Here is a 25,726-nt window from a genome sequence, read left to right as displayed (position 1 = left end):
AGCGACTATTATATAGGGTTGTTTATAGCCTGTATAGTCTTTTTATGATTTTTTGTGACATGCTGGGGCTGGCAGTTTATAAAGATATATTAACCTGAGTTTGGCGAGTTTTATAAAATAAAACAGAGACCTGCTAAGTTTTCAAAACCTAACAGGTCTTTTTTTGTCTGAATCAGAATTCACAGAATTTTCAGAATGAGCAAAATTAAAAAGCGTGATTCGCATTAATTTCTTGGTTTAAGGGGTTTAAATCCTGTTAATTCTGAAAATCCTGATTCAGACAAATGCTTGTCTTTTTTTAAAATCTCGCCGAACTCAGGTTATATTAAGTTTCTAAGTAAGTATAACCGACTAAGCCTGAATCAATTTCACGTTGATAGGCAGCACGTTGTTCAGGCGTGATAGTAGCCGCTTGGAGACGTTTGCGGTAAGTATTGCGTAAGAAGTCCGTGTCAAAATTGACATAGCGGAGCATCTCTTGCACGGTGTCGCCTTCCATGGGGTTGACCAGCTCGTATCCACCATCTTCCGTTACGTAAACGTTGACAGAGAAGGTATCGCCAAACAGATTATGCATATCACCTAAAATTTCTTGATAAGCCCCAACGAGAAAGACACCAATTAAGTAGGGTTCATCTTCGCGGGGAACGTGAACAGGCATACTGGTCTCTACACCAGCACCGTCAACATAACGGTCAAATTGTCCATCAGAATCACAAGTTAAATCTTGTAAAGTCGCACGTCGTTCTGGGCATTCCTCTAAACGATGTAACGGCATGATAGGAAACAGTTGGTCAATTGCCCATGCATCGGGAACAGACTGGAAAAGCGAGAAATTGCAGAAATATTTATCCGCAAGTTTATCGTTGAGTTCGTCTAAAATTTCGCGGTGAGTGCGAGAGCCTGCTTGTAACATTTCGCGCACTTCTCGGCAAATCGCATAATAAAGTTGTTCAGCATGAGCGCGTTGAGCAAGGTTAATAATGCCGTGCGTAAAGAGGGCGTGGGCTTCGTTTAGCCAATAAACGGCATCGTGATAGACTTCTATCGCAGAACGTTGGTTAAGGGTACGCAAGTTTTCCGCCATGTCTTTCAAAATAGTCGGTGCATCTTCAGGCACAGGTGGCGGGGGAGTCAGTCCTGGCGCGGATTCGATATCGTTGACATTGACGATTAAAACTGCATGATGTGCCGTCATCGCGCGACCTGATTCGCTGATGATATTAGGATGTGGAAGGTCGTGTAATTCACTGATTTTTTTCAGTTCATAAACGACATTATTGGCATACTCTTGAACAGAATAATTGACAGAACAAGCATGACGTGAGCGCGTGCCATCATAATCAACACCAAGACCGCCACCCACATCAACCACATTAATGGGCACACCAATAGCCAGCAATTCTGCATAACAACGAGCCGCTTCTTGCAAGGCTTTTTGCATTTCACGGATATTGCCAACTTGTGAACCGATATGAAAATGCATGAGTTGCAGGGACTCGATAAGTCCTTCATCTTTAATCGCTTGTATAACCTCAAGCAATTTAGCCGCAGAAAGACCAAATTTTGATTTTTCACCGCCACTGTTTTGCCATTTACCTGTCCCTACGGACGCAAGGCGAATGCGTACGCCAATACGTGGCACAATCCCCATATCACGGGATTCTTCAATAATCATCTTTAATTCTGACGCTTTTTCGATGACGAGATAGGGACGTAAACCAATTTGCTGACCAATCAGGGCGAGGCGAATATATTCACGGTCTTTATAACCATTGCAGACAACAACACCGCCTTGTAGCGGCGCGAGGGCTAACACTGCCATGAGTTCAGATTTACTACCCGCTTCTAAGCCAACCCCCCCCTGCATACCCGCATTCATGATTTCTTTAACAACATGATGTTGTTGATTGACTTTAATCGGATAAATCGCCGTATAATTACCCTCATATTTATGCTCATTCATCGCAGTTGCAAACGCATTACGGATAAGGCTGACGCGATGATGCAGAATATTAGGAAAGCGGACGAGAACAGGCAAAGATAAGCCATGAGCCGTAAAATTTTGTGCAAGTTCGTACAGGCTGAAATTAATGGCGGGTTGAGAAGGGATAGGCTTAACCAATATTTCCCCTTTATCATTGACATCGAAATAACCACCGCTCCAGTGCTCAATACTGTAAAGTGCTTTAGACTGATTAATATCCCATGCTGGTTTTGACATTGTTTTGCCTGTGTTAAAAGAGAAAGAAGCCATGTGCGTTTATGCTAAGAAGTGATTATGACAATTATGTGAAAAAACGGATGTCAGCAACTTTATGACACATCATTGTCATGCGGGGTTAAAGAGAAAAGCGACTTGTGTTGCTTGCACACAAGTCGCTTTGCGCATTTACGAATAGCGATAAAAAATAGCTGAGATTAAGAGGATTTCCAAGTACCATCAGATTGACGGCAGGCTGTTCCGTATAACGTTTCGCGTTGACCATCAATCACGGCAACTGTGGAATAATTACGGCAAGGAGTACTGCCATTGCTCATATAAGTGCTGGTAGGCGTGACGGTATATTGTGAATTGGTATTCGGATTTTTCCAAGCAACTGGTTGATTATCTGGCATATTTTCTAAAGCGCGATAGGCTTGTTGTTGGTCGGTAGAATCCATTGATTGCCCAATAGCTCCCCCAATAATAGCCCCTAACAATGTACCTGCAATAATAGCCGTTGTTTTACCTTTACCACTGCCGATTTGTGAGCCTCCAATACCGCCTAACGCACCACCAACAACCGCGCCCATGGTTTGCTTAGAAGGGGCTTCGGCACAACCAACCGTGAGAATAGACAGAATGACTAACAAGCTTACAGCGTTGGACTTCATACTAAATACTCCTAAAAGTAAAGAATTGGGCATAATTGAATAATGTTCAATTATGCTAAGTTTATGCCATTCTATTGACTGAGGGCTTACACACTATTTTATCAAAAATGACAGCATGACTGTATGTATTGCGAAACCACATCATTTGATTGCTGATATAGGGATATAAGCAAGCCGCTTCTATAGGGTGAATGGAATATTCAGCGTATTTAATTTTGTAATATATTGATTTTAAAACAGAGAAAAATAATGCGGGATGCTAATTTTTGGATAAAAACGTTAGATTTACAAATACATCCTGAAGGAGGATATTATCGACGCACTTATTGTTCAACGGAAAGCTTGCCGATTCAGGGATTACCCTCGCGTTTTCAAGCCTCACGATTCATCAGTAGTGCGATTTATTATTTATTACGCGATACTCAATTTTCTGCCTTACATCGAATTCGCTCGGATGAATTGTGGCACTTTTACGCAGGAACAAGTATTAGTTTATACATGATTAATCATCAGGGAGATTTATTAAAGTGTGTGTTAGGCGCAAACCCTGAGCAAGGGCAAGTTTTTCAAGCCGTTGTCCCTGCGGGGTGTTGGTTTGGTGCGCATTTGAATCAGGCTGATAGTTACGCGCTGTTAGGTTGTACCGTCGCGCCAGCCTTTGAATTTGCCGATTTTGAATTAGCACAGCGTGAAGATTTATTGAGCACTTATCCACAACATCAAGCATTAATTCATCAATTAACTCACCCATCCTCTTCTTAAGTAATCTGTCATATAAGGAGTTTGTATGTCTGAACATCAAGCAACGATTGAGTGGCGAAATGTAGCGGCTAGTTTTTCAGCGGATAATTTTAGTCGTGACCATACCGTAACATTTCCAAGCGGGATTCAAATAAATGCCTCTTCTGCGCCTGAGTTTAATGGAAATACAGCTTATACAAATCCTGAGGAGTTATTAGTTGCTGCGTTGTCAAACTGTCATATGTTGACTTTTTTGGCAGTTGCTGCAAAACGGGGTTATCAATTAGCGCATTATCTCGATCAAGCCGTGGGCGTTTTAGAGAAAAATACCGAAGGAAAAATGGCTGTTACACGGGTTACTTTAAATCCTAAAGTCACTTTTTTAGGGGATAATCAACCAACTGCTGAACAGTTGGAAAAATTACATGAGAGTGCTCATCGTAACTGTTTTATCGGTAATTCCGTAAAAACAGAAGTGATTATTGCGCTTTAAAATTAAACTGTTGCGGTGTCATATTTGCAATGCACCGCCTTTTTATATAAATAAAACTGGATTATACATTATCGTCGTGTTATTCCTCCTTTGAATTTAACCGTCATGATTGAGATGACAATAATAAAAAAACTGATGACTTCGCCAATTTTTACATTAGCTTACTATGTTGTGTTGGAAGCCTTGCGTACCCGTTTTTTCATGGTGGTTTTATCCCTTTTTGGAATTGGGCTTGGGTTAGTGCTGTTTTTAGGGCAAGTTACTTTGGTAGAAACAGTGGCATATCAAAGCAGTTTATTAGCGGCTTTTTTCCGAATCAGTGCGGTGTATGTCATCAGTCTTTTTGTGGTTACTAGCATGGTTAGGGAATTTAACGAGCAAAGTATCAGTTTATTCCTATCCTTACCATTTTCACGCACAACTTATTTATTAGGTAAGTTTTTTGGTTTTTGCTTAACGGCGGGGATTACGAGCTTATTGTTTGGTTTGCTTCTGCTTTATTATGCTGATTTTCAGCAGGTTTTGTTATGGATTGGGACGTTGTTTTGTGAGCTTTTAATAGTCAGTACAATTGCTTTATTGTTTGTGCTGAATTTCAACAATACTGTGCAAGCCTTTAGTGCGGTGATTGCGTTTTATTTATTAGCAAGAAGTATCAGTACATTACAACTAATGAGCTTGGGTGTTTTATATAGTTCTAATACATTTAGTGATCAATTTATTCGGGGGTTTATTTATTTATTAGCCTTGATGTTGCCTAATTTAGATGAATTTGCACAATCAGCATGGTTAGTTTATAACTCTGGAACAACTGCACAGTTTTTAAGCATTGTTATGCAAACAATTATTTATGTTTTTTTATTAGTCAGTGCCAGTTTATTCGATTTGTATCGTAAAAATTTATGAAGCAGTTAGTGCGTCCGCTGAAATCCGTTCCATGGCTTATTTTTGCATTCTTATTGTGTGGCTTAAGCCTGCAAGTTATTTATGCTGTATATCGTCCCATTTCTACGTTTACCCCACATGAATTACCCGCCCCGCCCCGCGTTGATTTAGTAAAAACGCTCAGTCTTGGTGATTCTATTGTTAGCGCGAAATTATTAATGTTGTGGTTACAAAGCTTTAGCGTGCAGAAAGGACAGTTTCTTGCTAATCAACAACTTGATTATGACACGTTAATTGCATGGCTGAAGGTTATTCTAGCGTTAGATCCATTAGCCAATTATCCGTTATTCGCTGCCAGTCATTTATATACTGATGTGAGTGACGCTCAGAAACAACGAAAAATGCTAGAATTTGTATATAGTGAGTTTTTTATCAATCCGTCTCAGCGTTGGTTATGGCTTGCTTATGTCACCGTGATGGCTAAACACCGTCTTAAAGAGTTACCACTGGCTTTAAAATATGCTCAGGCAATTGCGCAACATGCAAGTCGTGATACTCCATTGTGGGCGCAGGAGATGCAAATATTTATTCTTGAGGATATGAAAAAATGGGAAGAAGCACAGAGGGTTGTACATGATTTGCTACTGAATCATCAAATAATCGACCCACAGGAATTACAGTTCCTTCAGCATAAACAAGATGAGTTAGTAGCAAAGATAAAAAAGAATATAACAGGACGCGATGAATAGTAACGGTTATCTGTCATTATCGTTTATCATTGCCGAAATGATGAAATTGAGGTTTTAACTATGAAACAGCAACAATCTGGCTTTACCTTAGTTGAAATAGCCATTGTCTTAGTGATTATTGGTTTATTGATTGGTGGAGTTTTAAAAGGGCAGGAAATTATCACAAATGCGCGGGTCGTCAATATAGAGAATTCTTTTAGCGGAATTTCTGCGGCAATCTTTAGTTATCAAGATCGCTATCGGGCATTACCAGGGGATGACAGCAAAGCCGACACGCGATTTACCAGCATCACCAGCACAGAAAATGGTAACGGTAACGGGATTATTGCAGGTCAGTTTAAAAGTACGACGAATACAGATGAGTCCAGATTATTCTGGTTGCATTTACGCAATGCAGGCTTAGTTCCTGGTGCAATTAATCCCTCTGACGCGAATGCTTTTGAGCAACCAACCAACCCTTATGGGGGGAAAGTGGGGATTTCCAGCGATGCAACCGCCACAAAACCGACGGATGTTTCTGGTATGTATGTTGGTTTCGCGGTCATTCCTGGTAAGATTGCACAAATTTTGGAAACCCGTTCCGATGATACGCAAGGGGATACAGGCAGTATTCAAGCATTAACGAATACAGGTAATAATGCCGTAACGACTTATAACCCTGTTGAGATTTATGATTTATTTTTAACTTTATAAATCAAAATAAATCATACTGTTATAGATTTTTAATAAAAAAGCGCGAATTTTACCTATTCGCGCTTTTTTATTGAGTAACCCCAGTTCTGCGAGTTTTATAAAACAGAGACCTGACTTTAATCGGCAAGATTAAAACATTGTCTGAATCAGAATTTTCAGAATTAGCAGAATTTAAAACCCTTAAACCAAAAAATTAAGGTTTTCAATCCTGTTAATCCTGATTCAGACAAGCTATTGTCTTTTTAAAAAAATCTCGCAGAACTTAGGTTGAGTCAGCTTATGAAGGAACAATTTCTAAGTGCATGATAATTAAATCAACTAATTGTTCAAATTTAACATTTTCTTTTGCATCAATAATCCCCCGTGTATCGACATCGGGTAAGTCGGGATATAACAAATGAATGCCGTAACGGTCTGTTTCTTGACCATGTGTATAAATATAGGCGATTAAACTGGGGTCTCCCCGTTTGCAAAGTCCTACCGCCGATAAATCATCTTGCCAACGTTCACTGAGTTCAAACGCTTCTTTTCCCAATTGACTGGTCAGCATAATCAGCAGTTTTTTTATATCTTCCGTTTTGTTTAATGCCCATACATTCATATTTATACTCATTTATCAATAAATTAATTTGTTGATTCTTTGCAGGTTACGCGATTAAAACAAGGTGTTTTTTTGTCCTGCAATTTCAATGTTGCAGAGCACTACCATAATCATACTCTGCTCGTTATACTCGCTTCACTTTAACAACGGTTCACCCTTTATGTGCTCATGACGATACGAGATTTATATATAGTAAACGTATCATAAAGTGATTTAAATTTAGGACTGCCAGTCCTTCGCATCGTTTTATAGTGCGTTTACTATATGTCCGTTTTTTCATGATTGATAACAATAGAAGTACTGGCTGACATTCTCTTGCGAGCCGTCGTTATTGTCATTGTAAGCACGCTGTAACGATATAAACCCTTTCGTCTCTTACCACTGAGCTTATTGATATCACATGCAATATTCCCTTATTCAACGCATTCTTGGCTTATTGCTAATGTCATTTAGCGTTACCTTGATTCCGCCGATGTTAGTGTCCCTCTGGTATAAAGATAATAATTTACATGCGTTTACTATTTCTTTTTTAGTCATGTTTGCGTTGGGATTAGTCAGTTGGTTACCCGCTCGCCATGTGAAAAAAGAATTGTATTTACATGACGGATTTATTGTGACCTCTTTATTCTGGATTGTATTGAGCGTGGTCAGTGCCGTGCCGTTCTTAATTACCCCTCATTTAAATTTAGCGCAATCTGTCTTTGAGGCGGTTTCAGGATTTACAACAACAGGCGCGACGGTGATGTCTGGTTTAGATCATCTGCCACCCTCTATTTTGTATTATCGGCAACAATTGCAATGGATTGGCGGTTTAGGGGTTATCGTTTTCGCGGTCGCGGTGTTACCCATGTTAGGGATTGGGGGGATGCAGCTTTATCGTGCAGAAACGCCAGGCCCAATGCATGATGACAAAATCACGCCCCGTTTACAGCATACCGTTTGGCGATTTTTATTAACTTATTTAGTTATCACTGTTGCCTGTACCTTGGCATTTTGGGCGGCGGGCATGTCCTTATTTGATGCAATTGCACATAGCTATTCCACCGTTTCTACAGGGGGATTTTCAACGCATGATGACAGTTTGAAGTATTTTAATAGTGTTTTAATTGAGGTAATTGCTATTGTTTTCATGCTATTGGGGAGCTTGAGCTTTACATTGCATTATATGTCGTGGGCACAGTTTGATTTAGGACGTTATTGGCGAGATGTGCAAACCCGCGTGTTTTTATACTTAGTGATTGCTCTTGTAGGCATTATTACGCTTACGCTGTGGCTAAATGGTATTTATCCTGACTTTTTAACCAGTTTACGCTACGCCAGTTTTCAATTAATTTCGGTCATGACGACAACAGGTTTTTTAACAGACGATTTTAGTCAATGGCCGTTATTTGTGCCTGCTTTGATTATTCTTAGTGCTTTTATTGGTGGTTGTGTCGGCTCAACGGCTGGGGGATATCGGGTTATTCGTTTAATCATTTTATATAAGCAAGCCATGCGTGGATTAATGCGGATGATTCATCCTAATGCGGTATTTAGCATAAAAATAGAGGGTAAATCTGTTCCTGATAACGTTTTACAAACCGTTTGGGAATTTACGATTTGGTTTATTGCCAGTTATGTGATTCTCTCCTTTTTATTGATGGCAACAGGCGTGGATATGGTCAGCGCGTTTTCTGGTGTGGCGACCTGTTTTACAATGGCAGGTCCTGGACTTGGGACAGTTGTCTATAGTTTTTCAGGCATTAGTGATACAGGATTATGGATTCTAAGCTTTTCTATGCTACTTGGACGGCTAGAGATTTTTCCCCTGTTAGTGTTAATCACCCCTGCTTTTTGGCGTAGATAATGAATGCTTTTAAACTGTCTTCATCTCAACTTATGAAATACTGTGGAAAATATTAATATTGATATTAATGTGTTATGGATTTGTATCAGTGCTTTTTTAGTCTTCCTGATGCAGGCAGGGTTTTTATGTTTAGAGTCTGGGTTTACACGTAGTAAAAACGCCATTAATGTTGCCTTTAAAAACTTAGTCGATTTTTCCATCGCGGTCATGCTGTACTGGGCGTTTGGTTTCGCGCTGATGTTTGGTATCAGTTTTCAAGGTTGGTTTGGACAGAGTTATTTTTTATTGCCTGTGCAAGCAGAAACAGCGGGCGTTGTAGCATTTTTCGTGTTTGAAGTCATGTTCTGTGCAACAGCAACCACGATTTTATCAGGTGCAGTTGCCGAGCGGTTTCAGTTAAAAGCCTATGTGTTTGCAACAGCGTTTACCTCTGGATTAATTTATCCTTTATTTGGTCATTGGGCGTGGGGTGGGGCGTTAACCGCGACACAAGGCTGGTTACAAGTACGTGGTTTTGTAGACTTTGCAGGCTCTAGTGTGGTGCACAGTGTTGGTGGCTGGGTTTCTCTTGCCGCACTTCTCATTATTGGTGCACGTACAGGGCGTTTTGCACAAGGACGAACAGTAAGGCAAATTCACGGTTCGAATTTACCCCTCTCAATGCTAGGTGTTTGTCTGCTGTTATTTGGATGGTTTGGTTTTAATGGGGGAAGTACGCTTGCGCTAAATCATGCCGTGCCCGCGATTATTGTCAATACTTTGCTGGGAGGAGTTGCAGGGGCATTAACGGCTTCTGCATGGGGTTGGTATCGTTATGGTTATGCGGAGGTTGGTTACTTAATCAATGGAATGCTTGCAGGATTAGTCGCCATTACAGCGGGTTGTCATGCAATTACTGTATCACAAGCGATATTAATTGGCGGTATCGGTGGTTTAATTTTTTGCTTTGCGAATCAATTACTCTTGTATTTAAAAATTGATGATGCGGTTGGAGCTGTTCCTACCCATCTAGCGGCGGGCATTTGGGGTACATTAGCCGTTGGTTTTTTTGGGGATTTGAGTATTTTAAATACGGGTTTAAGCCGTTTAGAGCAGATTAATGTACAACTGTTGGGGATTTTAGTCTGTGCGGTGTGGGCATTTGGGTGTGCCTATTTTTTCCTCATGACGTTAAATCGAATTTTCCCGTTACGGGTCAGTTTAGAAGCAGAAGAACAAGGGTTAAATCTGGCGGAGCATGGGGCAAAAACAGATTTAGTCGAATTATTAACGATAATGCAAACCCATGAGAAAAATGGGTATATCGGTAATTATGTGCCTGTAGAGCCGTTTACTGAAGTCGGACAAATTGCCCGCCAATATAATCGGGTCATGACCGCTTTGGATAAAGCTTCTATGCAATTGCGGGCTATCATTCATGATATTCGAGATGGCATTATTACCTTTAATCGTCAAGGGGTTATCACCAGCTTTAGCGCGGGGGCAGAGCAATTATTCGGTTATTCAGCAACTTCTATCATTGGGCATCCTGTCACCGTTTTATGGCAACAAGCAGACCCGCATTTTTTATCCGCTGCTTATGAAATGACCTTACCTGTTGGTATCAAACGGGAAATTGAGGTTAAACGGCAAGATACAACAACGCTGATGGTAGAGTTAACCATTACACAAAGTTGGTTACAACGCGATGTGATGTACACGACCTTGATTCGTGATATTACCGAGCGTAAGCAGATGGAAGCTCAATTATTTGCGGAAAAAGAATTAGCACAAACAACACTCGCCTCCATTGGTGATGCGGTGATTACAACCAATGCAACAGGTTCAATTGCTTATTTAAACCCGACAGCCGAATCATTGACAGGTTGGATACGAGCTGATGCCGTTGGACAGCCAATTCATGAAGTCTATTATTTAATTGATGAAGTCACACGCGATGTGTTGTTATCACCCATGCATCGCGCTTATCAACATAATCCAAATACGCATAAACCTAACCATGCTGTTTTAATTCGACGCGATGGGCACGAAATCGCTTTAGAGGATTCCGTTGCACCGATTCGTAACCAACAAGGCAGTGTAATGGGTATTGTGGTTGTTTTTCACGATGTGACAAAAACCCGTAAATTAGCACAACAACTGTCTTATCAAGCCAAACATGATGCATTAACTGGCTTAGTTAATCGCACAGAATTTGAATATCGCTTACAACATCTCCTTGAAAATTCTGAACAAGAACGCGCTCGCCATGTTTTATGTTATTTAGACTTAGATAACTTTAAAGTTGTGAATGATACCTGTGGACATGTTGCTGGTGATGAGTTACTCCGCCAAATTACAGCATTATTTAAAACCCGTGTGCGCGGTACGGATACCTTAGCGCGTTTAGGGGGGGATGAATTTGGTCTCTTGTTCCAAAACTGCGCTGTTGAGCAAGCCGAAAACATTGCCGAACAACTCCGCGAATCGGTTCACCGCTTCCGCTTTGTTTGGAATACCTACACTTTCCGTATTGGCGTTAGCATCGGCTTAGTAGAGATAAAAGGCTGTGGAGAAACACTTGCTAGCATACAAGCCGCCGCAGATACCGCCTGTTATATCGCTAAAGATTCAGGGCGCAACTGTATCCATATTTTCCGCCCCAGCGATTTAGAAGGCAAAGAACAGCCTGAACCTGTGCAATGGTTACATCGAATTGAACACGCGCTACAAACTGACCGCTTGCGCCTGCTATATCAATCTATTTGCCCGTTACACACTGCGGAAGGTACTGAAGGTTATTATGAAATATTTGTCAGCCTGCTAGACCAACACAACCGCCTTATTCCCCCAGGAGCATTTATCCCAGCGGCAGAACGCTACAATATCATGCCCTTAATTGACCGCTGGGTTATTCGCAATATTTGCGCATGGGTTGGCGACTATTTGCGTGGTGGAAAATATCCATTAAAACTCTGTATGGTCAATCTTTCCGCAACAGCTGTCGGTGACGAAGATTTTTTAAAACTGGTTGCAGAATTGATTCGTAAGCACCAAATTCCCCCGCATATCCTTTGTTTTGAGGTTGTTGAATCCGTTTTAATCGCCAATATTGCTAAATCAGCACAATTTATTCATGCCTTACATGCATTAGGCTGTTACTTTTCTGTTGATGATTTTGGGCGCGGTTTATCCTCCTTTTCCTATTTCAAAGAACTGCATGTCGATTTTTTAAAAATTGATGGTGCATTTGTGAAAGACATTGCAAAAGAAGAAATTGACTATGCGTTAGTCGCCTCAATTAATCACATTGCCCACGTGATGGGATTTAAAACGATTGCTGAATTTGTAGAAAGTGAAACCGTTTTGAATAAACTGCGTGAAGTCGGTGTCGATTTTGCGCAAGGCTATCATGTGGCAGAACCGAAACCCTTAGAACAATTAGCAGGGGTTTGGATGATGCCACGATAACTATGTACTTGCTAGATTGAATTAAATCTGTTAGTCAAAGAGAACCTGTATGAATGCACAAGCTAAAACCCCACCCGCTCATTATGAATTAAGTTTCCGTACTATCGCGATGCCTGCGGATACCAACTACAATGGAGACATCTTTGGCGGTTGGTTACTGGCACAAATGGATATTGCAGGGGGAAATTATGCGTTTCAACAGGCAAAAGGTCGGGTTGCAACGGTTGGTATTGAAGCCATGAGTTTTCACCTCCCTGTTTATGTTGGTGATGAAGTCAGTTGTTATTGCAATGCCTGCCGTATTGGTACAACCTCGATTACGGTGCATATAGAAACATGGGTCAGACGGCATAAAGACAGCCAAGTTGTAAAAGTCACAGAAGGCAGTTTTATTTTTGTTGCTTTAGATGCCAATGGTAAAAAACGCAAAATTAGTGAATAAACTCAATCAGTAAGTCATACCATGGAGTCACCGCATTATGAGTGAAAATTTAGTAGAAAAACGTCAAATCATACTGACAGCCCGCCAAGCCGCTCATCAAGGTTTAAAAGCCAGTGCAAATCCTTATCCTGTTGATACGCCTGAATATGCAACATGGCAACATTTTTACCAAATGGCAAAAAATGAAGGTTCTATGCAATGCTTGTATGCATTGGAATATGAAACCTCTGCGTATTAAGACGGAACAGAGACCTGCTAAATTTTGAAAACCTAGCAGGTCTAATGTTGTCTGAATCAGGATTCAGCGGGATTATCGTCATTTATACCTGAGTTCGGCGAGATTCTTTTAAAAAGACAAGAGATTGTCTGAATCAGAATTTTCAGAATTAATAGAATTAATAGAATTTAAACCCCCTTAAACCAAGAAATTAACGCGAATCACGTTTTTTAATTCTGCTAATTCTGAAAATTCTGTGAATTCTGATTCAGACAAAAAAAGACCTGCTAGGTTTTGAAAACCTAGCAGGTCTCTGTTTTGTTTTATAAAACTTGCCGAACTCAAGTTCATTTATCCAACCATGGCTAAATTCTTACCATATTTATCTTTATGACGATTAGCCCAATATGTGTCTGCTAAGGCTTGCGCTTCCTCTTGAGTGTTGGCTTTACCCATAAATTTCAATGCAATTGCAACAGTGCCTGTAATACTAGCAACGGCAAATTCATCCTCAATATCGCCACGCCATAAGGCAGCTAATCGTTCAGGATTCATATCCATTTCTTTGATATGCCGTTGTTTAAATAATGGTTGCCATAACTCTTCGCCCAGCTCGCCATCATGTAAGGTTTTTACCAAGCATTCAACATCAGGATTCCGCTCAATTTCTCCCCCTTCCCCCTTAATCACGGCTAAATGAGGCTGATTCAATAATTGTCCTGCTTCTTGATGCACATCACGGAAACTGGGGTGGAAAATGCCTTGCATCATATACGGTGCGTTAAAGGGGTTAATCATTCGTACAACGGTATGAATGGGGGAACGTAAACCCATTAAAGGACGTAAATCCATTATTTCTTGCAATTTAGGACATAAATATTCTAAGGGAAAGTAACTAAAATGATGCTGTTCTAATTGGCTCACCGCTTCGGCAAAAGTGGTGGCATAGGGTAAGCCTAAAAAGTGTAAAACATCTTTGGTATAAATTCGCCCGTTTGTATGTCCGCCCGCACCGTGCATAAAGACTTTAATCCCATTATTGGCTAACAATAACGTGGCTAATAAAAACCATGGTAAATGCCGACGTTTCCCCGCATAAGAAGACCAATCTAAATCAACAGGGGTAAGTGCTTGCGGTAATTGGAAGGAATCACGCACAGCTTGCACAAAGCCTGCTAACTCCTCCCGTGTTTCTTCTTTCACTCGCATTAACATCATAAACGCACCGAGTTGTACTGGTTCAACCTCTCCTGCCACAATCATCCGCATTGCTTGATAGGATTCTTCACGGCTTAAAGGGCGTGCGCCATTTTTGCCTTTTCCTAACGCACGGATATATTGTGCAAAAGGGTGTTCGGTGTAATGGTTAAATAACTCGCTATGTGTGTCGCTCATGATAATGCCTTGAATAATAAATCAATAAAAAAGGGAAAATCCATTTATCCCACAGTGAGTCAGCCTATTAATTTAGGCAGTCACTTTGTCTGTGTGCTTGGTTAGCATAAACCGCTTAATGACCAAGTCCAATAAATCAACGGCTAAATCTTGTTTCAGTCCATATCCTAAATCTTGTTCGCCCCCTTCCCATAACACCAATAAGGCATTTTCATCCATGTCAAAACCTTGATTTTTCCCCACTTGATTTGCTGCAATCATATTTAATTTTTTCCGACTTAATTTCTCCCATGCATAATTGGCGACATTTTGCGTTTCAGCGGCAAAGCCAACCGTAAACGGGCGTTTTTCCAGCTTGGCAACTTCTCCCAAAATATCGGTTGTCCGTTCTAAGGGTAAATGAAGCTCTGCTTGTGCGGTTTTTTTCAATTTTTGAATAGCAACTTGTGCGGGGCGATAATCAGCAACAGCCGCCGCCGCAATAAAAATGTCTGCGGATTCTATGTTAAACATCACCGCTTCATACATATCTTGCGCACTGTAAACTGAAATGAGTTGTGCATTGGCTGGAGGGGGTAAATTACTATTACCACTGATTAAAATCACGTCCGCGCCTTCGGCAATTGCCGCATTGGCAATGGCATATCCCATTTTGCCCGAACTGCGATTACTGATAAAACGAACGGGGTCTATATCTTCGCGGGTCGCGCCTGCGGTGATTAACACTTTACGACCTGCAAGACGGTGAGGAGTAAGGAAGTTTTGTAAATGCGCGACAATGGCTAATGGTTCGGGCATTCGTCCTGCCCCCACTTCGCCACAGGCTTGTGACCCTTCATCAGGGGTTAATAGCGTGATGCCTCGCTGTTGTAAGCGGTGACAATTTTCTTGAGTAATGGCAGCACGCCACATTTGTTGATTCATCGCGGGGGCAAGGACAATCGGTGCTGTGCTGGCTAAACATAAGGTTGTGAGCAAGTCATCTGCCATCCCAACGGTTAAACGTGCGATAAAATCCGCTGTGGTAGGCGCAATAATAATTAACTCCGCCCAACGGGCTAAATCAATGTGTCCCATTGCGGATTCTGTATCTGCGTCTAACAATTCTGTGTGTACGGCTTGCCCTGAAACAGCTTGAAAAGTCAACGGTGTGACAAACGCCTGCGCCGCTTTCGTCATCACGACTTTAACGATTGCGCCTTGTTCTTTTAACCGTCTAACGAGGTCAGGACTTTTATAAACGGCAATCCCGCCTGTAACACCCAGTAAAATCCGTTTATTTTTTAAGTAATTCATAATATCCCCTTAATTTTTTAAACTTTTTTGCAACAATTTATTGTATGCAACGTATCCTACCTGATAAGGGTTGCAATTAATGAAATAAGCCTTTCAGGACATAATATTTTAAATGGTGTAAAAACAAGCTGAAACGGGGGTAACGCGGGTATAAACGCACAATAAAATGATTGCAACGTGCAATACTTCGTTGTAAATAAACCGACTTTTTTAAAAACCGTGTGTTTTTAACGGTTTGAATTTGTTCTACTTTGCCAATCAATTGCGCATACAAGATTTTGCTGGCTGATAAATTGGTGTCACCACATTGCCAAAAGCCATCCGTTTCTATGCGTAAGACACGATGAGCGATTAATTTATTCTCTGCAATAAAAACCGCAATATCCCCCATTTGCAAAGCCGTCTTTGCGATAACATGAACCCCAATTTTTGCTTGTGGTGGCATTAAGGGCATCATGCTACCCGATGTCATCGTAAGCCAAAAAAAAGTGCTTGGCTCAGACATGTTGATAATACGCGGTAAAAAGGGTTTCTAACGAGGGGGTAATAGAAACAAAACAAGAAACACTCGCGCCTAGTCCAACCAGTTGCGTTAAAAATGCACTGGGCGTAATGACTTGCGGATTTAATTCAATTTCAATCGTATATTGGTCTGGTGCAAGGGGTATTTGTTGATGAATAACACCTTGTTGTTTCAGCCAATTCATCACCGTTGGGCTTGATGTTTGCAACGACAATTGATAACGAGTCGTCGACTGTAATTGTTGGCGTAAACTGCGCAACGTTTCTACTGTTTTAACCTGTCCTTGTTTCAAAATGGCAAAACGGTCTGCAAATTGTTCTACTTTTTGCAAATTATGTTCAGTAACAACAACGGTTTTACCCTGTTGTTTGACCAAGGTTTGCTGAATGTATTGCCATATTTGCATAGCAGACAAACTATCTAAAGCATTGCTAGGCTCGTCCATCAAAATTAATGGGGGGTCGGTTAATAAGCCACGAATAAATGCTAATTTGCGTCGCGTCCCTGTAGAATAGGTTTGAAAGGGCTTGTCTAAATATGCAGTTAGGGCAAATTGTTCGCTTAAGGTTTGAATCCGCGCTTTAGCAACAGCTTTGGATAAATTTTGTAAGGTCGCAAAAAATTGTAAATTTTCTCTCCCTGTCAATCGCCAGTAAAAACTTCGCTCATCGCTTAAAACATAACCAATCAATGCTTTAATTTGTCGTGCGTGTTGGGTGACTTCCAAGCCTTGAATAAGAACCCTGCCACTGTTTGGTAACATTAATGTGCATAAAATCTTTAATAAAGTCGTCTTTCCTGCACCGTTTTCCCCCAAAATACAAAAAAGTTCGCCCTGCGTAATGGATAAAGAGACTTGATGTAATGCAGTGACATATCGCGGACGTATCGAATGCCATAAAAAATCACGATAGCCGCGAATGACAGGGAAATGTTTGTAAATATCTATTATTTCAATAAATTGACTCATTACGACTCTGTCAAAATCAAGCAGTGATTAAACAACTTAAACGATAGAGGGCTTGAATGTCCTCAGAAAAACCGCATTGAATCATATTATCTCGTTAGACAATAGTAATTCTCACAGGAAACATTTTATGTTGCACTTTATACTGAGCTTATTAATTGTTGTTGCTGATATTTTTGCCATTCTGAAAATTACACAATCCAGCGTGCCTGTTGAACATAAAGTTATTTGGATAGTGATTATTTTATTACTGCCTGTCTTGGGTTTTATTGCATGGTATATCGTAGGACCCGGTGATAAAACGGTGCGATTAAAATACTAAATATTCAAACGTACACGTTGGGAAAGGTTTTCACCGCGCCCCAACAGACCTGCTAAATGTTGAAAGCCTAGCAGGTCTCTGTTCTTGTTTAGAAAACTCGTTGAACTTGAATTCATTAACTACAACAACTTGATTTTACAAAAGTAAAAAATATTTTAACTTAGTGGTCTTGAATATTTAATATTTTAAATATATAAATATACCTGTAAATAAATTAACCGTAAAATATTGTTAAGGAATAAAAAATGCAAGCACTGACTGAACGTTTAAATGCAACCCTTTTTCAACCTTTTGCCTTTGGTCGCCAACAATTACCGAATCGTGTTGTAATGGCACCAATGACAAGAAACCATTCTCCCAACGGTATCCCAACTACAGACGTAGCCAATTATTATCGGCGACGGGCAGAAGGCGGTGTCGGCTTAATCATTACGGAAGGAACTTATATCAATCATCCTTCCGCAAATGGATATCCTAATGTGCCTGCATTCTATGGTGAACAAGCCCTTGCGGGTTGGAAAAAGGTCGTTGATGCCGTGCATCAAGCCGGTGGAAAAATTATTCCGCAATTATGGCACGTCGGCATTATTCGCCGTGCAGGGTTAGAGCCTGACCCGACCATTGGCGGTGTGGGTCCTATGGATATTGAAGAAGATGGCAAGCTGGTTGTACGGGCAATGACCAAAACAGATATTCAAGCCGTGGTAGAAGCCTTTGCCCAAGCAGCCCGTGATGCGGAGCGTATTGGGTTTGATGGTGTTGAAATTCATGGCGCACACGAATATCTGTTAGATAACTTTTTATGGGAAGGGACAAACCAACGGCAGGATGAATATGGTGGCTCAATTGAAAATCGAGTGCGCTTTCCTGTTGAAATTGTCAAAGCCGTGCGGGCAGCGGTTAACCCTGATTTTCCGATTGTTTTCCGTTTTTCACAATGGAAACAACGCGATTATAAAGCACGTTTAGCCAATACCCCTGACGAGTTAAAACGCATTCTGCAACCCTTAGCTAATGCTGGGGTTGATGTGTTTCACGCCAGCACACGGCGTTTTTGGGAGGCAGAATTTACCGATTCGCCCGATAACTTAGCCACATGGACACAACGCTTAACTAATAAATCAGTGATTACCGTTGGTAGCATTGGACTTGACCGTGCTTTTTCCTTAGAACAATTCCAAGGCAAAGATTATCCCAGCCTTCAATTCGAACAACTCAGCACCTTAGCTGAACGGTTAGAACAGCATAAATTTGACTTAGTTGCAGTAGGAAGAGCGTTATTATCCGAACCTGAATGGGCAAATAAAGTACGCTCAGGACATTACGAATCCATTAAAAATTTTAGCAGTGAGGCATTAACAACACTGATTGTTTAAGCATAACGCGGTAAAATGGCGACTTGTTGACGTTTTTTAAGACCTGACTGGCGATATACTTCCCGTCGGGTCTTTATTTATAAACATTTTTAATACACCTGCTGAAATAAACTTTAAAATTAAATAAAGAGCGCGTCTTAAACGCAGTCGCTATGTTAAGTTGAGGTAGTAGTACGTGAGTAATGAAATAGATATCGATGGCATCATCAAAGCACTGTCTAATCCAGTGCGTCGAGAAATATTAATGTGGTTAAAAGAGCCTGAAAAACACTTTCAACCGCAGGAGCATTCGCTAGAAGAAACAGGCGTTTGTGTTGGACGTATCTATGAACGTGCGGGCTTATCTCAATCGACGATTTCAGCATATTTGGCAATTTTGCAACGTACAGGCTTGGTAACTTCGCAACGAGTCGGGCAATGGGTATTTTATAAACGGAATGAAGACGTGATTAAAGCCTTTTTGTTATATCTGCAAAATGAATTGTAATCTCTTTTAACGAGTTGTTTTTTTATATCCCTCTCTCTTCTCTTTCCATTATTGCACTGGTTTTGTGAAGACTGGTTGCGCTTGCGTTTAAAATATAACCCCAGTTTTGCGTGTGTTATAAAACAAAGACCTGCTACGTTTTCAAAACCTAGCAGGTCTTTTTTTGTCTGAATCAGAATTCACAGAATTTTCAGAATTAGCAGAATTAAAAACATAATTTTTTATTCTTTTAGTTTTCTTGTCTTTTTAATTCTGAAAATTCTGTTAATTCTGAAAATTCTGATTCAGACAAGCTGTTGTCATTTCAAAAGAAACTCGCGTTAATCTTATAAAATTTCGCCAAACTCAGGTTGATTTAACTTTCAGCAGATTATTGATTTGACGGATAAACGGTTTATTCCGTTGTAACCGCTCGGCTAAATTTTTTAATGCATTATCCGCCTGTATTTCATCAGGATATATGCCGTAAATGATTATCAAACTTTGTCCAATATCTAGCACTAAAAGTTCTGTTTGCAAGCGTTGTACATCAGGCAAGCGTAAAAAACGTTCTAATTCTTCAGGCTTATCGTCATTAATTTGGAAAAGTTGCAAGGTGTAGGATTGGGGATTGAGTTGTTTTAAGCGTGTGTTTGAGTCGATTAAGCGTTGTTGTAACTGGCTGGGTAGGGTTATCGAGTCTGTTGCGGGTGTGTTTTGCGACGGAGAGGGCTTAATCGGTGGTGGTGTGGTGATGGGCTGTAATGAATTTTGTGGCGGTGAAAATAGTTGTTGTAATTGTTGATTTATCCATGTGTTATGGGGAGAGAGTAGAAAAGTCAGCAATAGGATAAGTAGGATTAAGCTAACGCTTTTTAGCGGTATTTTGTTTTGATAAGGAATGGAAAAATTGCTGTCTTGTGCAGCGCGTAGGATGTATTTTTTTTGTACAAAGTGTGTATTTTCCATAAATGCAATCAATAAGGCTTTATCAGCGAGTATGTTCAGTCGGCGGATAAGTCCTTGTGAAATAATGTATAGCATTTTAATTGCGGCTTTATCAAAGACGGGAAGCCCACGATAGCCAACAGATTGCATACGAAAATAGAGGTAGTTTTCTATTTCTTGTTTATTTAGGGGTTCTAAGTAGAAATTATGGGTTATGCGTTCTTTTAGTTGGCGAACATGGGGCTTTGCAAGGTTAGCATCGAGTTCTGGCTGTCCAAACAGTACCATTTGTAGGAGTTTATCGCGGTTTGTTTCTAAATTAGTTAATAGGCGAATTTCTTCTAGTGTTTCCAATGGCATGGCTTGCGCTTCTTCGATAAACACGACAACTTGTCGACCTTGTGCATGTTTTTCAAGGAGGGCGGCTTGTAGGCGATGCATCACGTGTAAACGGTTATCTTCGGTTTTAATCGTCAGGCGCATTTCAAACGCGATAGCGTGTAAAACCATGTCGGGGGAAACATGGGGGTTTGCAAGGTAAACGACTTCAACTTGTTTAGGTAAACGGGCCTCTAGCATTCGACAAAGCATGGTTTTTCCGCTGCCCACTTCACCAACGACTTTAATGATGCCTTCACCTGTTTTGATGGCATATAGTAAGGCATCTAGGACAAGCCCACGTTTTCCGCCTGAGTAAAAAAGATGGGTGTCAGGCGTAATTTTGAAGGGGGGGGATTCTAAGCCGAAGTGTTCATAGTACATAAATCAGTTTGACCTCATTAATGCACCAGACTATTTATGATGTGTGATTGTTTCCCCCGCTTGTAGGGGGAGTTAGGCGCGGGGTTATTGGTTTAGTGCTTCTACGCAAGCAAGCACGGTTTTAACGTGGTCGGGAATTTTTACCTTGCGCCATTCGTGGCGAAGAATGCCGTCTTTATCAAAAATAAAGGTACTTCTTTCTATTCCGCGAACTTGTTTGCCATACATATTTTTAGCTTTGACAATGTCAAAAATTGCGCAGAGTTTTTCTTCTTCATCGGCGAGTAAATCAAAGGGAAATTCGTATTTTAATTTAAATTTCTCGTGTTTTTTGACGCTGTCGCGGGATACGCCAAGGATAAGGGCATTTTTAGCTTGAAAATCGGCAAAGTGGTCGCGGAAATCTTGACCTTCTTGTGTGCATCCTGGGGTATCGTCGCGGGGGTAGAAATAAAGGACAAGGATTTGTCCGCGACAGTCTCGGAGGGAAATGGTTTTATCACCCGTCGCGGGTAGGCTGATGTCTGGAAGCGCGTCGCCTATCGTTAAACTCATGTTAGTTTCCTATTTTTTGTGTTATTTGATGGGTTCCATCACGGCATCTAGGTTGAGTTCGTCAGCAAGGTCAAAAAAATCACCGCGTAAATTACTGATGACGATAGTATTCGGAACGTAAATACGTAATGTGAGGGAGAGCATGAGGGTTTCAAGTTGTGCAAGGGTATAAGTATGGCTATTGATGTCTTCAATCCGAACATCTGCATCGCTAAAAAAACGCACGATATTGGGTAGAATTTCTGCGTTGTAAATTGCGACAACTTCAATCAGGTAGGGTAAGTGATTCGTCAGTTTGGGTAGGGTTTCTGCGCGTTGACTTAGGATAGTAATTCCCAGTTGTTCTTGTAAACGGGGGAATTGCGTTTCTATTTTGGCAATAGCGTTCCACGTGCCAGAGATAGATAGAAATAAACTGACTTGGTCACCCAGTGTCGTTAGGCGCAGTTCTTCAATATTGCCACCACTGTCAACCAGTGTACGGCTGAGTTGTTTAATAAGTTGGGGTTTATGTGGCGCGATGGCACAAATCACAAGTTGCATGAATGTTTAATAGCTTAGGTGGAATTGTGAGTTTTTAGTATTAACGGTTATAGCATACCGTCATTCCATTACATTTGGTAACGGGTTTTTGATTGTTTAGTTTGGTTGATCAGGTGTTCTTTATGTAAGAAGACGCTTCCTTCTAAACTGACGGGATATATATCAGGATTTTCAAGGCGTTTGAAATTATCGGGATAACGCTGTAATTGTTGTTGTAGATATTGGCGAATGTCTAGTAAAGACTTTGGCTGATTTGCTAGGGTTTTGCCTTGACGCATCACAGGGATGAGTAAATCCTCATATAGCACTTCAGGACTAATTTTTAATAATTTTTGTGTGTCATTAATATTCACCAGTACAGGGTTACCAGATGGTGGTTGTAAAATATCATAAAGCATATCACCAAGGAAAAACCCTTGATCATTGTAGAAACGACGAACTTGTAAAATACCAGGGTTCGTTGTTTTAATAGATTGTTCAGACACTTTAATGCGATATTCCCAGCAATTTTCTTGATTTTTAATCGCTGTTAATTTGTACACGCCACCGAGTGCAGGTTCATCATAACTGGTCACTAATTTTGTGCCAATTCCCCAAGCATTAATTGCTGCACCCTGCTGTTTTAGGCTTTGAATAGCATATTCATCTAGGTCATTACTGGCGACAATCAGCGCGTCAGTAAATCCCGCTTGGTCAAGTTGTTGGCGAGCTTGTCGGCTAAGTTCGCATAAATCCCCTGAATCTAAGCGAATACCTACCATTTCATGCCCTTGTTGACGTAGCGATTGACCAACTTCGATAGCATGTTGTACCCCCTGTAAGGTGTCATAGGTATCAACAAGGAAGATGCAGTTATTAGGTAAAACATTGGCATAAGTTTGAAATGCGGTTAATTCATTCGGGAAAACCATGACCCAACTATGCGCATGTGTCCCTTTCACAGGCATATCAAAGAGTTTACCCGCTAAAACGTTTGATGTGCCTGTACACCCGCCAATATAAGCAGCACGGCTAGCACTGAGACCACCATCGATACCCTGTGCACGACGCAAACCAAACTCTAGCACCATATCACCTTGTGCGGCTTGGCATACACGAGTGGCTTTTGTAGCGACAAGTGTTTGATAATTTAGTAAAGTGAGTAATGCCGTTTCTAACAATTGGCATTGAAGTAGCTCACCTTGAACACGTAATAAGGGTTCATGAGGAAATACAATAGTCCCTTCAGGCATTGCGTCGATATCACAGGTAAAACGTAGTTCATAGAGATAATCTAAAAAGCCTTTTTCAAAAAGCGGTTTGCCATCATTACCGTTAATTGTCGCAAGATAGGCAACATCCTCAGCCGTGAAACGCAGTTGCTCAACAAGTTCTAAGGCACTGGCAAGCCCTGCGGTAATGGTATAACCGCCTTGATAGGGGGGTTTACGAAAAAAGAGGCTGAAAATAACTTCTTGATGTGGATTGCCTGTTTTCCAATAACCATAAGCCATGGTTAATTGATATAAGTCGGTGAGTAACGCTAGCGAATGTCCGTAGAGTGGTTGCAGATGCTTCATAAATGATTCCTATGTAACCCCAGTTCGGCGAGATATTTGATATAAAACAGGCTATCAATGGTAAAACCAGTAAAAAAGCAGAATGGATGCAATAATAAGTTGTACCCAAAGGAAAAATAGGAATAATGGAGCATCGCTAAATGTCTGCTACTGCGTTCCACAGGTACAATAATGAGTACGATAACAAATTTATTCTGTGCAATCGACGACTTTTGTCCATGGTTTATACCATGATGAAAGCAGATGTTGTTAGAGTCGGTTTTGAAAACCTAGCAGCTCTGTCGGAACACGCGAAAAGGATTTATCAGAGAAGATTAAAACATTGTCTGAATCAGGATTAGCAGGATTTAAAACCCTTAAACCAAAAAGTCAGGTGAATCACGCTTTTTAATTCTGCTAATCCTGAAAATCCTGAGAATTCTGATTCAGACAACCTGTTGTCTTTTTAAAAGAATCTCATCATGATCCCGTTTTTCAAAAAATGAGATGAGCTATTCCCATTTAAGGTCGCTACCTACTCGATAGTCACGGACACGTCCTTCAAAGAAATTTACTTCTTGTTTCATTTCGTACTCAGACAACCAAGGCATAGGATGTTCTTTGATATCAAAGAGTAAATCTAAGCCTAAAGCTTGGCAAATGTTGTTTGCCATTAAGCGAGCATAGCTGGTGTAAGAGTTAATGGATAAACCAGGAATTCCCCCATTGGGCATGGTTGCTTTGCCGAAATTTGTTTCTAACGCAACTGCTTCGTTAATAATGGCACGCGCCCGTTCACGCATGGCTTTATCCCATAATTCTGGGTTTTCTTTGATAATTTGGCGAATTAACCAACGACCATTGATGGCATGAAGGTTTTCATCGCGCCAAATATATTGATATTGTTGTGCCGTGTTTCTGAGTTTGCCTTGACGGGCTAATGCAAATACTTGGGAGAATCCTAAGGGGAAAAATAGGTATTCAAAGATGTAATAGCTAATTAAATCTTCTAATAACGCACGGTTGGCTTCTCGTGAACCAAGTGGCGCGTCACAATTTACGACGTTATTGGTAAATGTCAAATTCCAGTTTAATTTTGCGGTTAATTCAGGGACTTGTTGGTATAAATTGAAAATTTGCCCTTGTCCTTCTACGTCTAGCCCAAAAGATTCTAATATAAAGAAATAAGATTCAATATGATTAGCTTCTTCTGCCATTTGCCAGCGTAAATACTGGCGCATTTCATTTGCGGTAATTTGTGCCAGAATCGCATTGTCTAAATTGTCAGGCACTAGGTTATCAGAGGCGGTGAGGTAGGAAATATTGCATTTAAACATCCATGCCTCTTCCTCTGTCAATTTTCCTGTATTCCATTGCATTTTATCGTCACCCATCGCGATATCGTTGGGTGTCCAGAAATTATTACGGGCGTTGAGAAAATGCTGACGAATATTAGGATATTTCAAGGGAATTGGTTGACGGACATCATAACCTTGTCCACCAATAATTTTTACCGCACTGGCATCAGGACGACGCGCCCCAATGCTAACAGGGGATAGGCTACTGGAAACAGGGAAAATAAAGCGTTTTTTTTCTTCCATGAGTTCAGGCTCTGCCATAATGGGGCTTGTGTCTGTTTTACTAGCGGATGTCATGGGTTTACTAACTTTATAATCCGTGTTTTGACGGGCATCTACCGCATTAGAAAAACCATTATTTTTATGGGTCTTTTTGCTGGGAGATATACTGAGTTTATGGAGTAATAAGGATTCTTCGCTATTACTGGGTTCGTCAAAATCTAACATTTTATTAAAATTCTCCGACAGGATGGTTTACACAGTTAAGGTTGTAGCAGCACATATGCCAACTGGGGTAGTTACCTTAGTATATGTATAAATCATCAGTATTATAACGATTTGATACATTTCTAAAACTTGTTTTTTTCAATGCTGAGTAGTACCCCATAAACAGCCGAATTGTCACGGTGTTGTCATTTTATAAATGTGATAGCACGGCTAAATTAGGGGGAGAAAGCGTGATG

Annotated in this window: 24 protein-coding genes; 12 read left to right on the top strand and 12 right to left on the bottom strand. The window is 40.7% G+C overall.

The window, feature by feature from the left end:
* Window positions 1–325 precede the first annotated feature (325 nt).
* Complete coding sequence (speA, locus tag BEGALDRAFT_RS02420) at window positions 326–2,224, bottom strand: biosynthetic arginine decarboxylase (RefSeq protein ID WP_002683307.1); 1,899 nt, start codon at window positions 2,222–2,224, stop codon at window positions 326–328.
* A gap of 197 nt (window positions 2,225–2,421) precedes the next feature.
* On the bottom strand, window positions 2,422–2,877 hold the full coding sequence (locus BEGALDRAFT_RS02415; RefSeq protein ID WP_002683305.1) for an RT0821/Lpp0805 family surface protein: 456 nt from the start codon (window positions 2,875–2,877) through the stop codon (window positions 2,422–2,424).
* A 249-nt stretch (window positions 2,878–3,126) separates the two neighbouring features.
* Between BEGALDRAFT_RS02415 and BEGALDRAFT_RS02410 the strand changes: the two genes are divergently transcribed.
* The 5 genes from BEGALDRAFT_RS02410 to BEGALDRAFT_RS02390 all read left to right on the top strand — a co-directional run bounded on the left by BEGALDRAFT_RS02410 (window position 3,127) and on the right by BEGALDRAFT_RS02390 (window position 6,438).
* Window positions 3,127–3,639: a cupin domain-containing protein gene (locus BEGALDRAFT_RS02410; RefSeq protein WP_002683303.1), complete on the top strand. Its 513-nt coding sequence runs from the start codon at window positions 3,127–3,129 to the stop codon at window positions 3,637–3,639.
* 25 nt (window positions 3,640–3,664) lie between these two features.
* The gene (locus BEGALDRAFT_RS02405) at window positions 3,665–4,111 is read left to right on the top strand and encodes an OsmC family protein (protein WP_002683300.1); all 447 of its coding nucleotides are present in this window, start codon (window positions 3,665–3,667) and stop codon (window positions 4,109–4,111) included.
* Between the two features lie 135 nt (window positions 4,112–4,246).
* Window positions 4,247–5,017 (top strand): hypothetical protein, encoded by a 771-nt coding sequence (locus BEGALDRAFT_RS02400; RefSeq protein WP_040294851.1) that lies wholly within the window; start codon window positions 4,247–4,249, stop codon window positions 5,015–5,017.
* On the top strand, window positions 5,014–5,745 hold the full coding sequence (locus tag BEGALDRAFT_RS02395; RefSeq protein WP_002683296.1) for a hypothetical protein: 732 nt from the start codon (window positions 5,014–5,016) through the stop codon (window positions 5,743–5,745). Before BEGALDRAFT_RS02400 ends, BEGALDRAFT_RS02395 begins: the two co-directional genes overlap by 4 nt.
* Before the next feature lie 60 nt (window positions 5,746–5,805).
* Window positions 5,806–6,438, top strand: a complete 633-nt coding sequence (locus BEGALDRAFT_RS02390; protein ID WP_002683293.1) for a type II secretion system protein — start codon at window positions 5,806–5,808, stop codon at window positions 6,436–6,438.
* A gap of 277 nt (window positions 6,439–6,715) precedes the next feature.
* Here BEGALDRAFT_RS02390 and BEGALDRAFT_RS02385 read toward each other — a convergent pair whose 3' ends face one another.
* Window positions 6,716–7,039 carry a hypothetical protein gene (locus BEGALDRAFT_RS02385; protein WP_002683291.1) on the bottom strand — a complete coding sequence of 108 codons (324 nt, stop codon included), beginning with the start codon at window positions 7,037–7,039 and terminating at the stop codon, window positions 6,716–6,718.
* Window positions 7,040–7,439: 400 nt separating this feature from the next.
* Here BEGALDRAFT_RS02385 and BEGALDRAFT_RS02380 point away from each other — a divergent pair, with 400 nt between their 5' ends.
* From BEGALDRAFT_RS02380 to BEGALDRAFT_RS02365, 4 genes are read left to right on the top strand one after another with little or no spacing between them, the layout of a single operon-like run.
* Window positions 7,440–8,885 carry a TrkH family potassium uptake protein gene (locus BEGALDRAFT_RS02380; protein ID WP_002683289.1) on the top strand — a complete coding sequence of 482 codons (1,446 nt, stop codon included), beginning with the start codon at window positions 7,440–7,442 and terminating at the stop codon, window positions 8,883–8,885.
* Window positions 8,886–8,927: 42 nt separating this feature from the next.
* Window positions 8,928–12,335, top strand: coding sequence for an ammonium transporter (gene amt, locus BEGALDRAFT_RS02375; protein WP_002683287.1), 3,408 nt, complete (start codon window positions 8,928–8,930; stop codon window positions 12,333–12,335).
* Between the two features lie 49 nt (window positions 12,336–12,384).
* Window positions 12,385–12,777: an acyl-CoA thioesterase gene (locus BEGALDRAFT_RS02370; protein ID WP_002683285.1), complete on the top strand. Its 393-nt coding sequence runs from the start codon at window positions 12,385–12,387 to the stop codon at window positions 12,775–12,777.
* A 37-nt stretch (window positions 12,778–12,814) separates the two neighbouring features.
* Window positions 12,815–13,015 (top strand): hypothetical protein, encoded by a 201-nt coding sequence (locus BEGALDRAFT_RS02365; protein ID WP_002683283.1) that lies wholly within the window; start codon window positions 12,815–12,817, stop codon window positions 13,013–13,015.
* A 330-nt stretch (window positions 13,016–13,345) separates the two neighbouring features.
* Here the strand turns inward: BEGALDRAFT_RS02365 and BEGALDRAFT_RS02360 are convergent, their stop codons facing one another.
* From BEGALDRAFT_RS02360 to BEGALDRAFT_RS02345, 4 genes are all read right to left on the bottom strand, one after another.
* Entirely contained in the window at window positions 13,346–14,389 is a 1,044-nt protein-coding gene (locus BEGALDRAFT_RS02360; protein WP_002683282.1) for a glycosyl transferase family protein, read from the bottom strand.
* 72 nt (window positions 14,390–14,461) lie between these two features.
* On the bottom strand, window positions 14,462–15,685 hold the full coding sequence (gene coaBC, locus BEGALDRAFT_RS02355; RefSeq protein WP_002683279.1) for a bifunctional phosphopantothenoylcysteine decarboxylase/phosphopantothenate--cysteine ligase CoaBC: 1,224 nt from the start codon (window positions 15,683–15,685) through the stop codon (window positions 14,462–14,464).
* A gap of 76 nt (window positions 15,686–15,761) precedes the next feature.
* The gene (locus BEGALDRAFT_RS02350) at window positions 15,762–16,190 is read right to left on the bottom strand and encodes a S24/S26 family peptidase (protein ID WP_002683277.1); all 429 of its coding nucleotides are present in this window, start codon (window positions 16,188–16,190) and stop codon (window positions 15,762–15,764) included.
* On the bottom strand, window positions 16,183–17,178 hold the full coding sequence (locus tag BEGALDRAFT_RS02345) for an ABC transporter ATP-binding protein (RefSeq protein WP_002683272.1): 996 nt from the start codon (window positions 17,176–17,178) through the stop codon (window positions 16,183–16,185). Before BEGALDRAFT_RS02345 ends, BEGALDRAFT_RS02350 begins: the two co-directional genes overlap by 8 nt.
* A gap of 127 nt (window positions 17,179–17,305) precedes the next feature.
* Between BEGALDRAFT_RS02345 and BEGALDRAFT_RS02340 the strand changes: the two genes are divergently transcribed.
* The 3 genes from BEGALDRAFT_RS02340 (at window position 17,306) to BEGALDRAFT_RS02330 (ending at window position 19,360) form a co-directional block, all read left to right on the top strand.
* On the top strand, window positions 17,306–17,497 hold the full coding sequence (locus BEGALDRAFT_RS02340; protein WP_002683271.1) for a PLDc N-terminal domain-containing protein: 192 nt from the start codon (window positions 17,306–17,308) through the stop codon (window positions 17,495–17,497).
* A gap of 245 nt (window positions 17,498–17,742) precedes the next feature.
* The gene (locus BEGALDRAFT_RS02335; RefSeq protein WP_002683270.1) at window positions 17,743–18,873 is read left to right on the top strand and encodes an NADH:flavin oxidoreductase; all 1,131 of its coding nucleotides are present in this window, start codon (window positions 17,743–17,745) and stop codon (window positions 18,871–18,873) included.
* A gap of 175 nt (window positions 18,874–19,048) precedes the next feature.
* Entirely contained in the window at window positions 19,049–19,360 is a 312-nt protein-coding gene (locus BEGALDRAFT_RS02330) for an ArsR/SmtB family transcription factor (protein WP_002683269.1), read from the top strand.
* 345 nt (window positions 19,361–19,705) lie between these two features.
* Here BEGALDRAFT_RS02330 and BEGALDRAFT_RS02325 read toward each other — a convergent pair whose 3' ends face one another.
* From BEGALDRAFT_RS02325 to BEGALDRAFT_RS02300, 5 genes are all read right to left on the bottom strand, one after another.
* Window positions 19,706–21,049 (bottom strand): ExeA family protein, encoded by a 1,344-nt coding sequence (locus tag BEGALDRAFT_RS02325; protein WP_002683268.1) that lies wholly within the window; start codon window positions 21,047–21,049, stop codon window positions 19,706–19,708.
* 84 nt (window positions 21,050–21,133) lie between these two features.
* Window positions 21,134–21,604 (bottom strand): peroxiredoxin, encoded by a 471-nt coding sequence (locus BEGALDRAFT_RS02320; protein ID WP_002683267.1) that lies wholly within the window; start codon window positions 21,602–21,604, stop codon window positions 21,134–21,136.
* Between the two features lie 21 nt (window positions 21,605–21,625).
* Entirely contained in the window at window positions 21,626–22,147 is a 522-nt protein-coding gene (locus tag BEGALDRAFT_RS02315) for a glycine cleavage system protein R (RefSeq protein ID WP_002683266.1), read from the bottom strand.
* Window positions 22,148–22,215: 68 nt separating this feature from the next.
* Window positions 22,216–23,706 (bottom strand): nicotinate phosphoribosyltransferase, encoded by a 1,491-nt coding sequence (locus BEGALDRAFT_RS02310; RefSeq protein WP_002683265.1) that lies wholly within the window; start codon window positions 23,704–23,706, stop codon window positions 22,216–22,218.
* Window positions 23,707–24,197: 491 nt separating this feature from the next.
* Window positions 24,198–25,490: a ribonucleotide-diphosphate reductase subunit beta gene (locus BEGALDRAFT_RS02300; RefSeq protein WP_002683263.1), complete on the bottom strand. Its 1,293-nt coding sequence runs from the start codon at window positions 25,488–25,490 to the stop codon at window positions 24,198–24,200.
* Window positions 25,491–25,726: the final 236 nt, after the last annotated feature.

Origin of the sequence: Beggiatoa alba B18LD (assembly GCF_000245015.1) — a bacterium.
Classification (GTDB): domain Bacteria; phylum Pseudomonadota; class Gammaproteobacteria; order Beggiatoales; family Beggiatoaceae; genus Beggiatoa; species Beggiatoa alba.
The sequence above is the reverse complement of the archived record's forward strand: the minus strand, read 5'-3'. Positions and strand labels throughout refer to the sequence as shown.

Coding starts and splice junctions, on each gene's coding strand:
- BEGALDRAFT_RS02415 (WP_002683305.1), bottom strand. CDS start 2,877: ATGAAGTCCAACGCTGTAAGCTTGTTAGTCATTCTGTCTATTCTCACG.
- BEGALDRAFT_RS02310 (WP_002683265.1), bottom strand. CDS start 23,706: ATGAAGCATCTGCAACCACTCTACGGACATTCGCTAGCGTTACTCACC.
- BEGALDRAFT_RS02320 (WP_002683267.1), bottom strand. CDS start 21,604: ATGAGTTTAACGATAGGCGACGCGCTTCCAGACATCAGCCTACCCGCG.
- BEGALDRAFT_RS02410 (WP_002683303.1), top strand. CDS start 3,127: ATGCGGGATGCTAATTTTTGGATAAAAACGTTAGATTTACAAATACAT.
- BEGALDRAFT_RS02315 (WP_002683266.1), bottom strand. CDS start 22,147: ATGCAACTTGTGATTTGTGCCATCGCGCCACATAAACCCCAACTTATT.
- BEGALDRAFT_RS02350 (WP_002683277.1), bottom strand. CDS start 16,190: ATGTCTGAGCCAAGCACTTTTTTTTGGCTTACGATGACATCGGGTAGC.
- BEGALDRAFT_RS02370 (WP_002683285.1), top strand. CDS start 12,385: ATGAATGCACAAGCTAAAACCCCACCCGCTCATTATGAATTAAGTTTC.
- BEGALDRAFT_RS02300 (WP_002683263.1), bottom strand. CDS start 25,490: ATGTTAGATTTTGACGAACCCAGTAATAGCGAAGAATCCTTATTACTC.
- coaBC (WP_002683279.1), bottom strand. CDS start 15,685: ATGAATTACTTAAAAAATAAACGGATTTTACTGGGTGTTACAGGCGGG.
- BEGALDRAFT_RS02395 (WP_002683296.1), top strand. CDS start 5,014: ATGAAGCAGTTAGTGCGTCCGCTGAAATCCGTTCCATGGCTTATTTTT.
- BEGALDRAFT_RS02400 (WP_040294851.1), top strand. CDS start 4,247: ATGACTTCGCCAATTTTTACATTAGCTTACTATGTTGTGTTGGAAGCC.
- BEGALDRAFT_RS02385 (WP_002683291.1), bottom strand. CDS start 7,039: ATGAATGTATGGGCATTAAACAAAACGGAAGATATAAAAAAACTGCTG.
- BEGALDRAFT_RS02380 (WP_002683289.1), top strand. CDS start 7,440: ATGCAATATTCCCTTATTCAACGCATTCTTGGCTTATTGCTAATGTCA.
- BEGALDRAFT_RS02345 (WP_002683272.1), bottom strand. CDS start 17,178: ATGAGTCAATTTATTGAAATAATAGATATTTACAAACATTTCCCTGTC.
- BEGALDRAFT_RS02325 (WP_002683268.1), bottom strand. CDS start 21,049: ATGTACTATGAACACTTCGGCTTAGAATCCCCCCCCTTCAAAATTACG.
- BEGALDRAFT_RS02390 (WP_002683293.1), top strand. CDS start 5,806: ATGAAACAGCAACAATCTGGCTTTACCTTAGTTGAAATAGCCATTGTC.
- speA (WP_002683307.1), bottom strand. CDS start 2,224: ATGTCAAAACCAGCATGGGATATTAATCAGTCTAAAGCACTTTACAGT.
- BEGALDRAFT_RS02360 (WP_002683282.1), bottom strand. CDS start 14,389: ATGAGCGACACACATAGCGAGTTATTTAACCATTACACCGAACACCCT.
- BEGALDRAFT_RS02335 (WP_002683270.1), top strand. CDS start 17,743: ATGCAAGCACTGACTGAACGTTTAAATGCAACCCTTTTTCAACCTTTT.
- BEGALDRAFT_RS02405 (WP_002683300.1), top strand. CDS start 3,665: ATGTCTGAACATCAAGCAACGATTGAGTGGCGAAATGTAGCGGCTAGT.
- BEGALDRAFT_RS02365 (WP_002683283.1), top strand. CDS start 12,815: ATGAGTGAAAATTTAGTAGAAAAACGTCAAATCATACTGACAGCCCGC.
- BEGALDRAFT_RS02340 (WP_002683271.1), top strand. CDS start 17,306: ATGTTGCACTTTATACTGAGCTTATTAATTGTTGTTGCTGATATTTTT.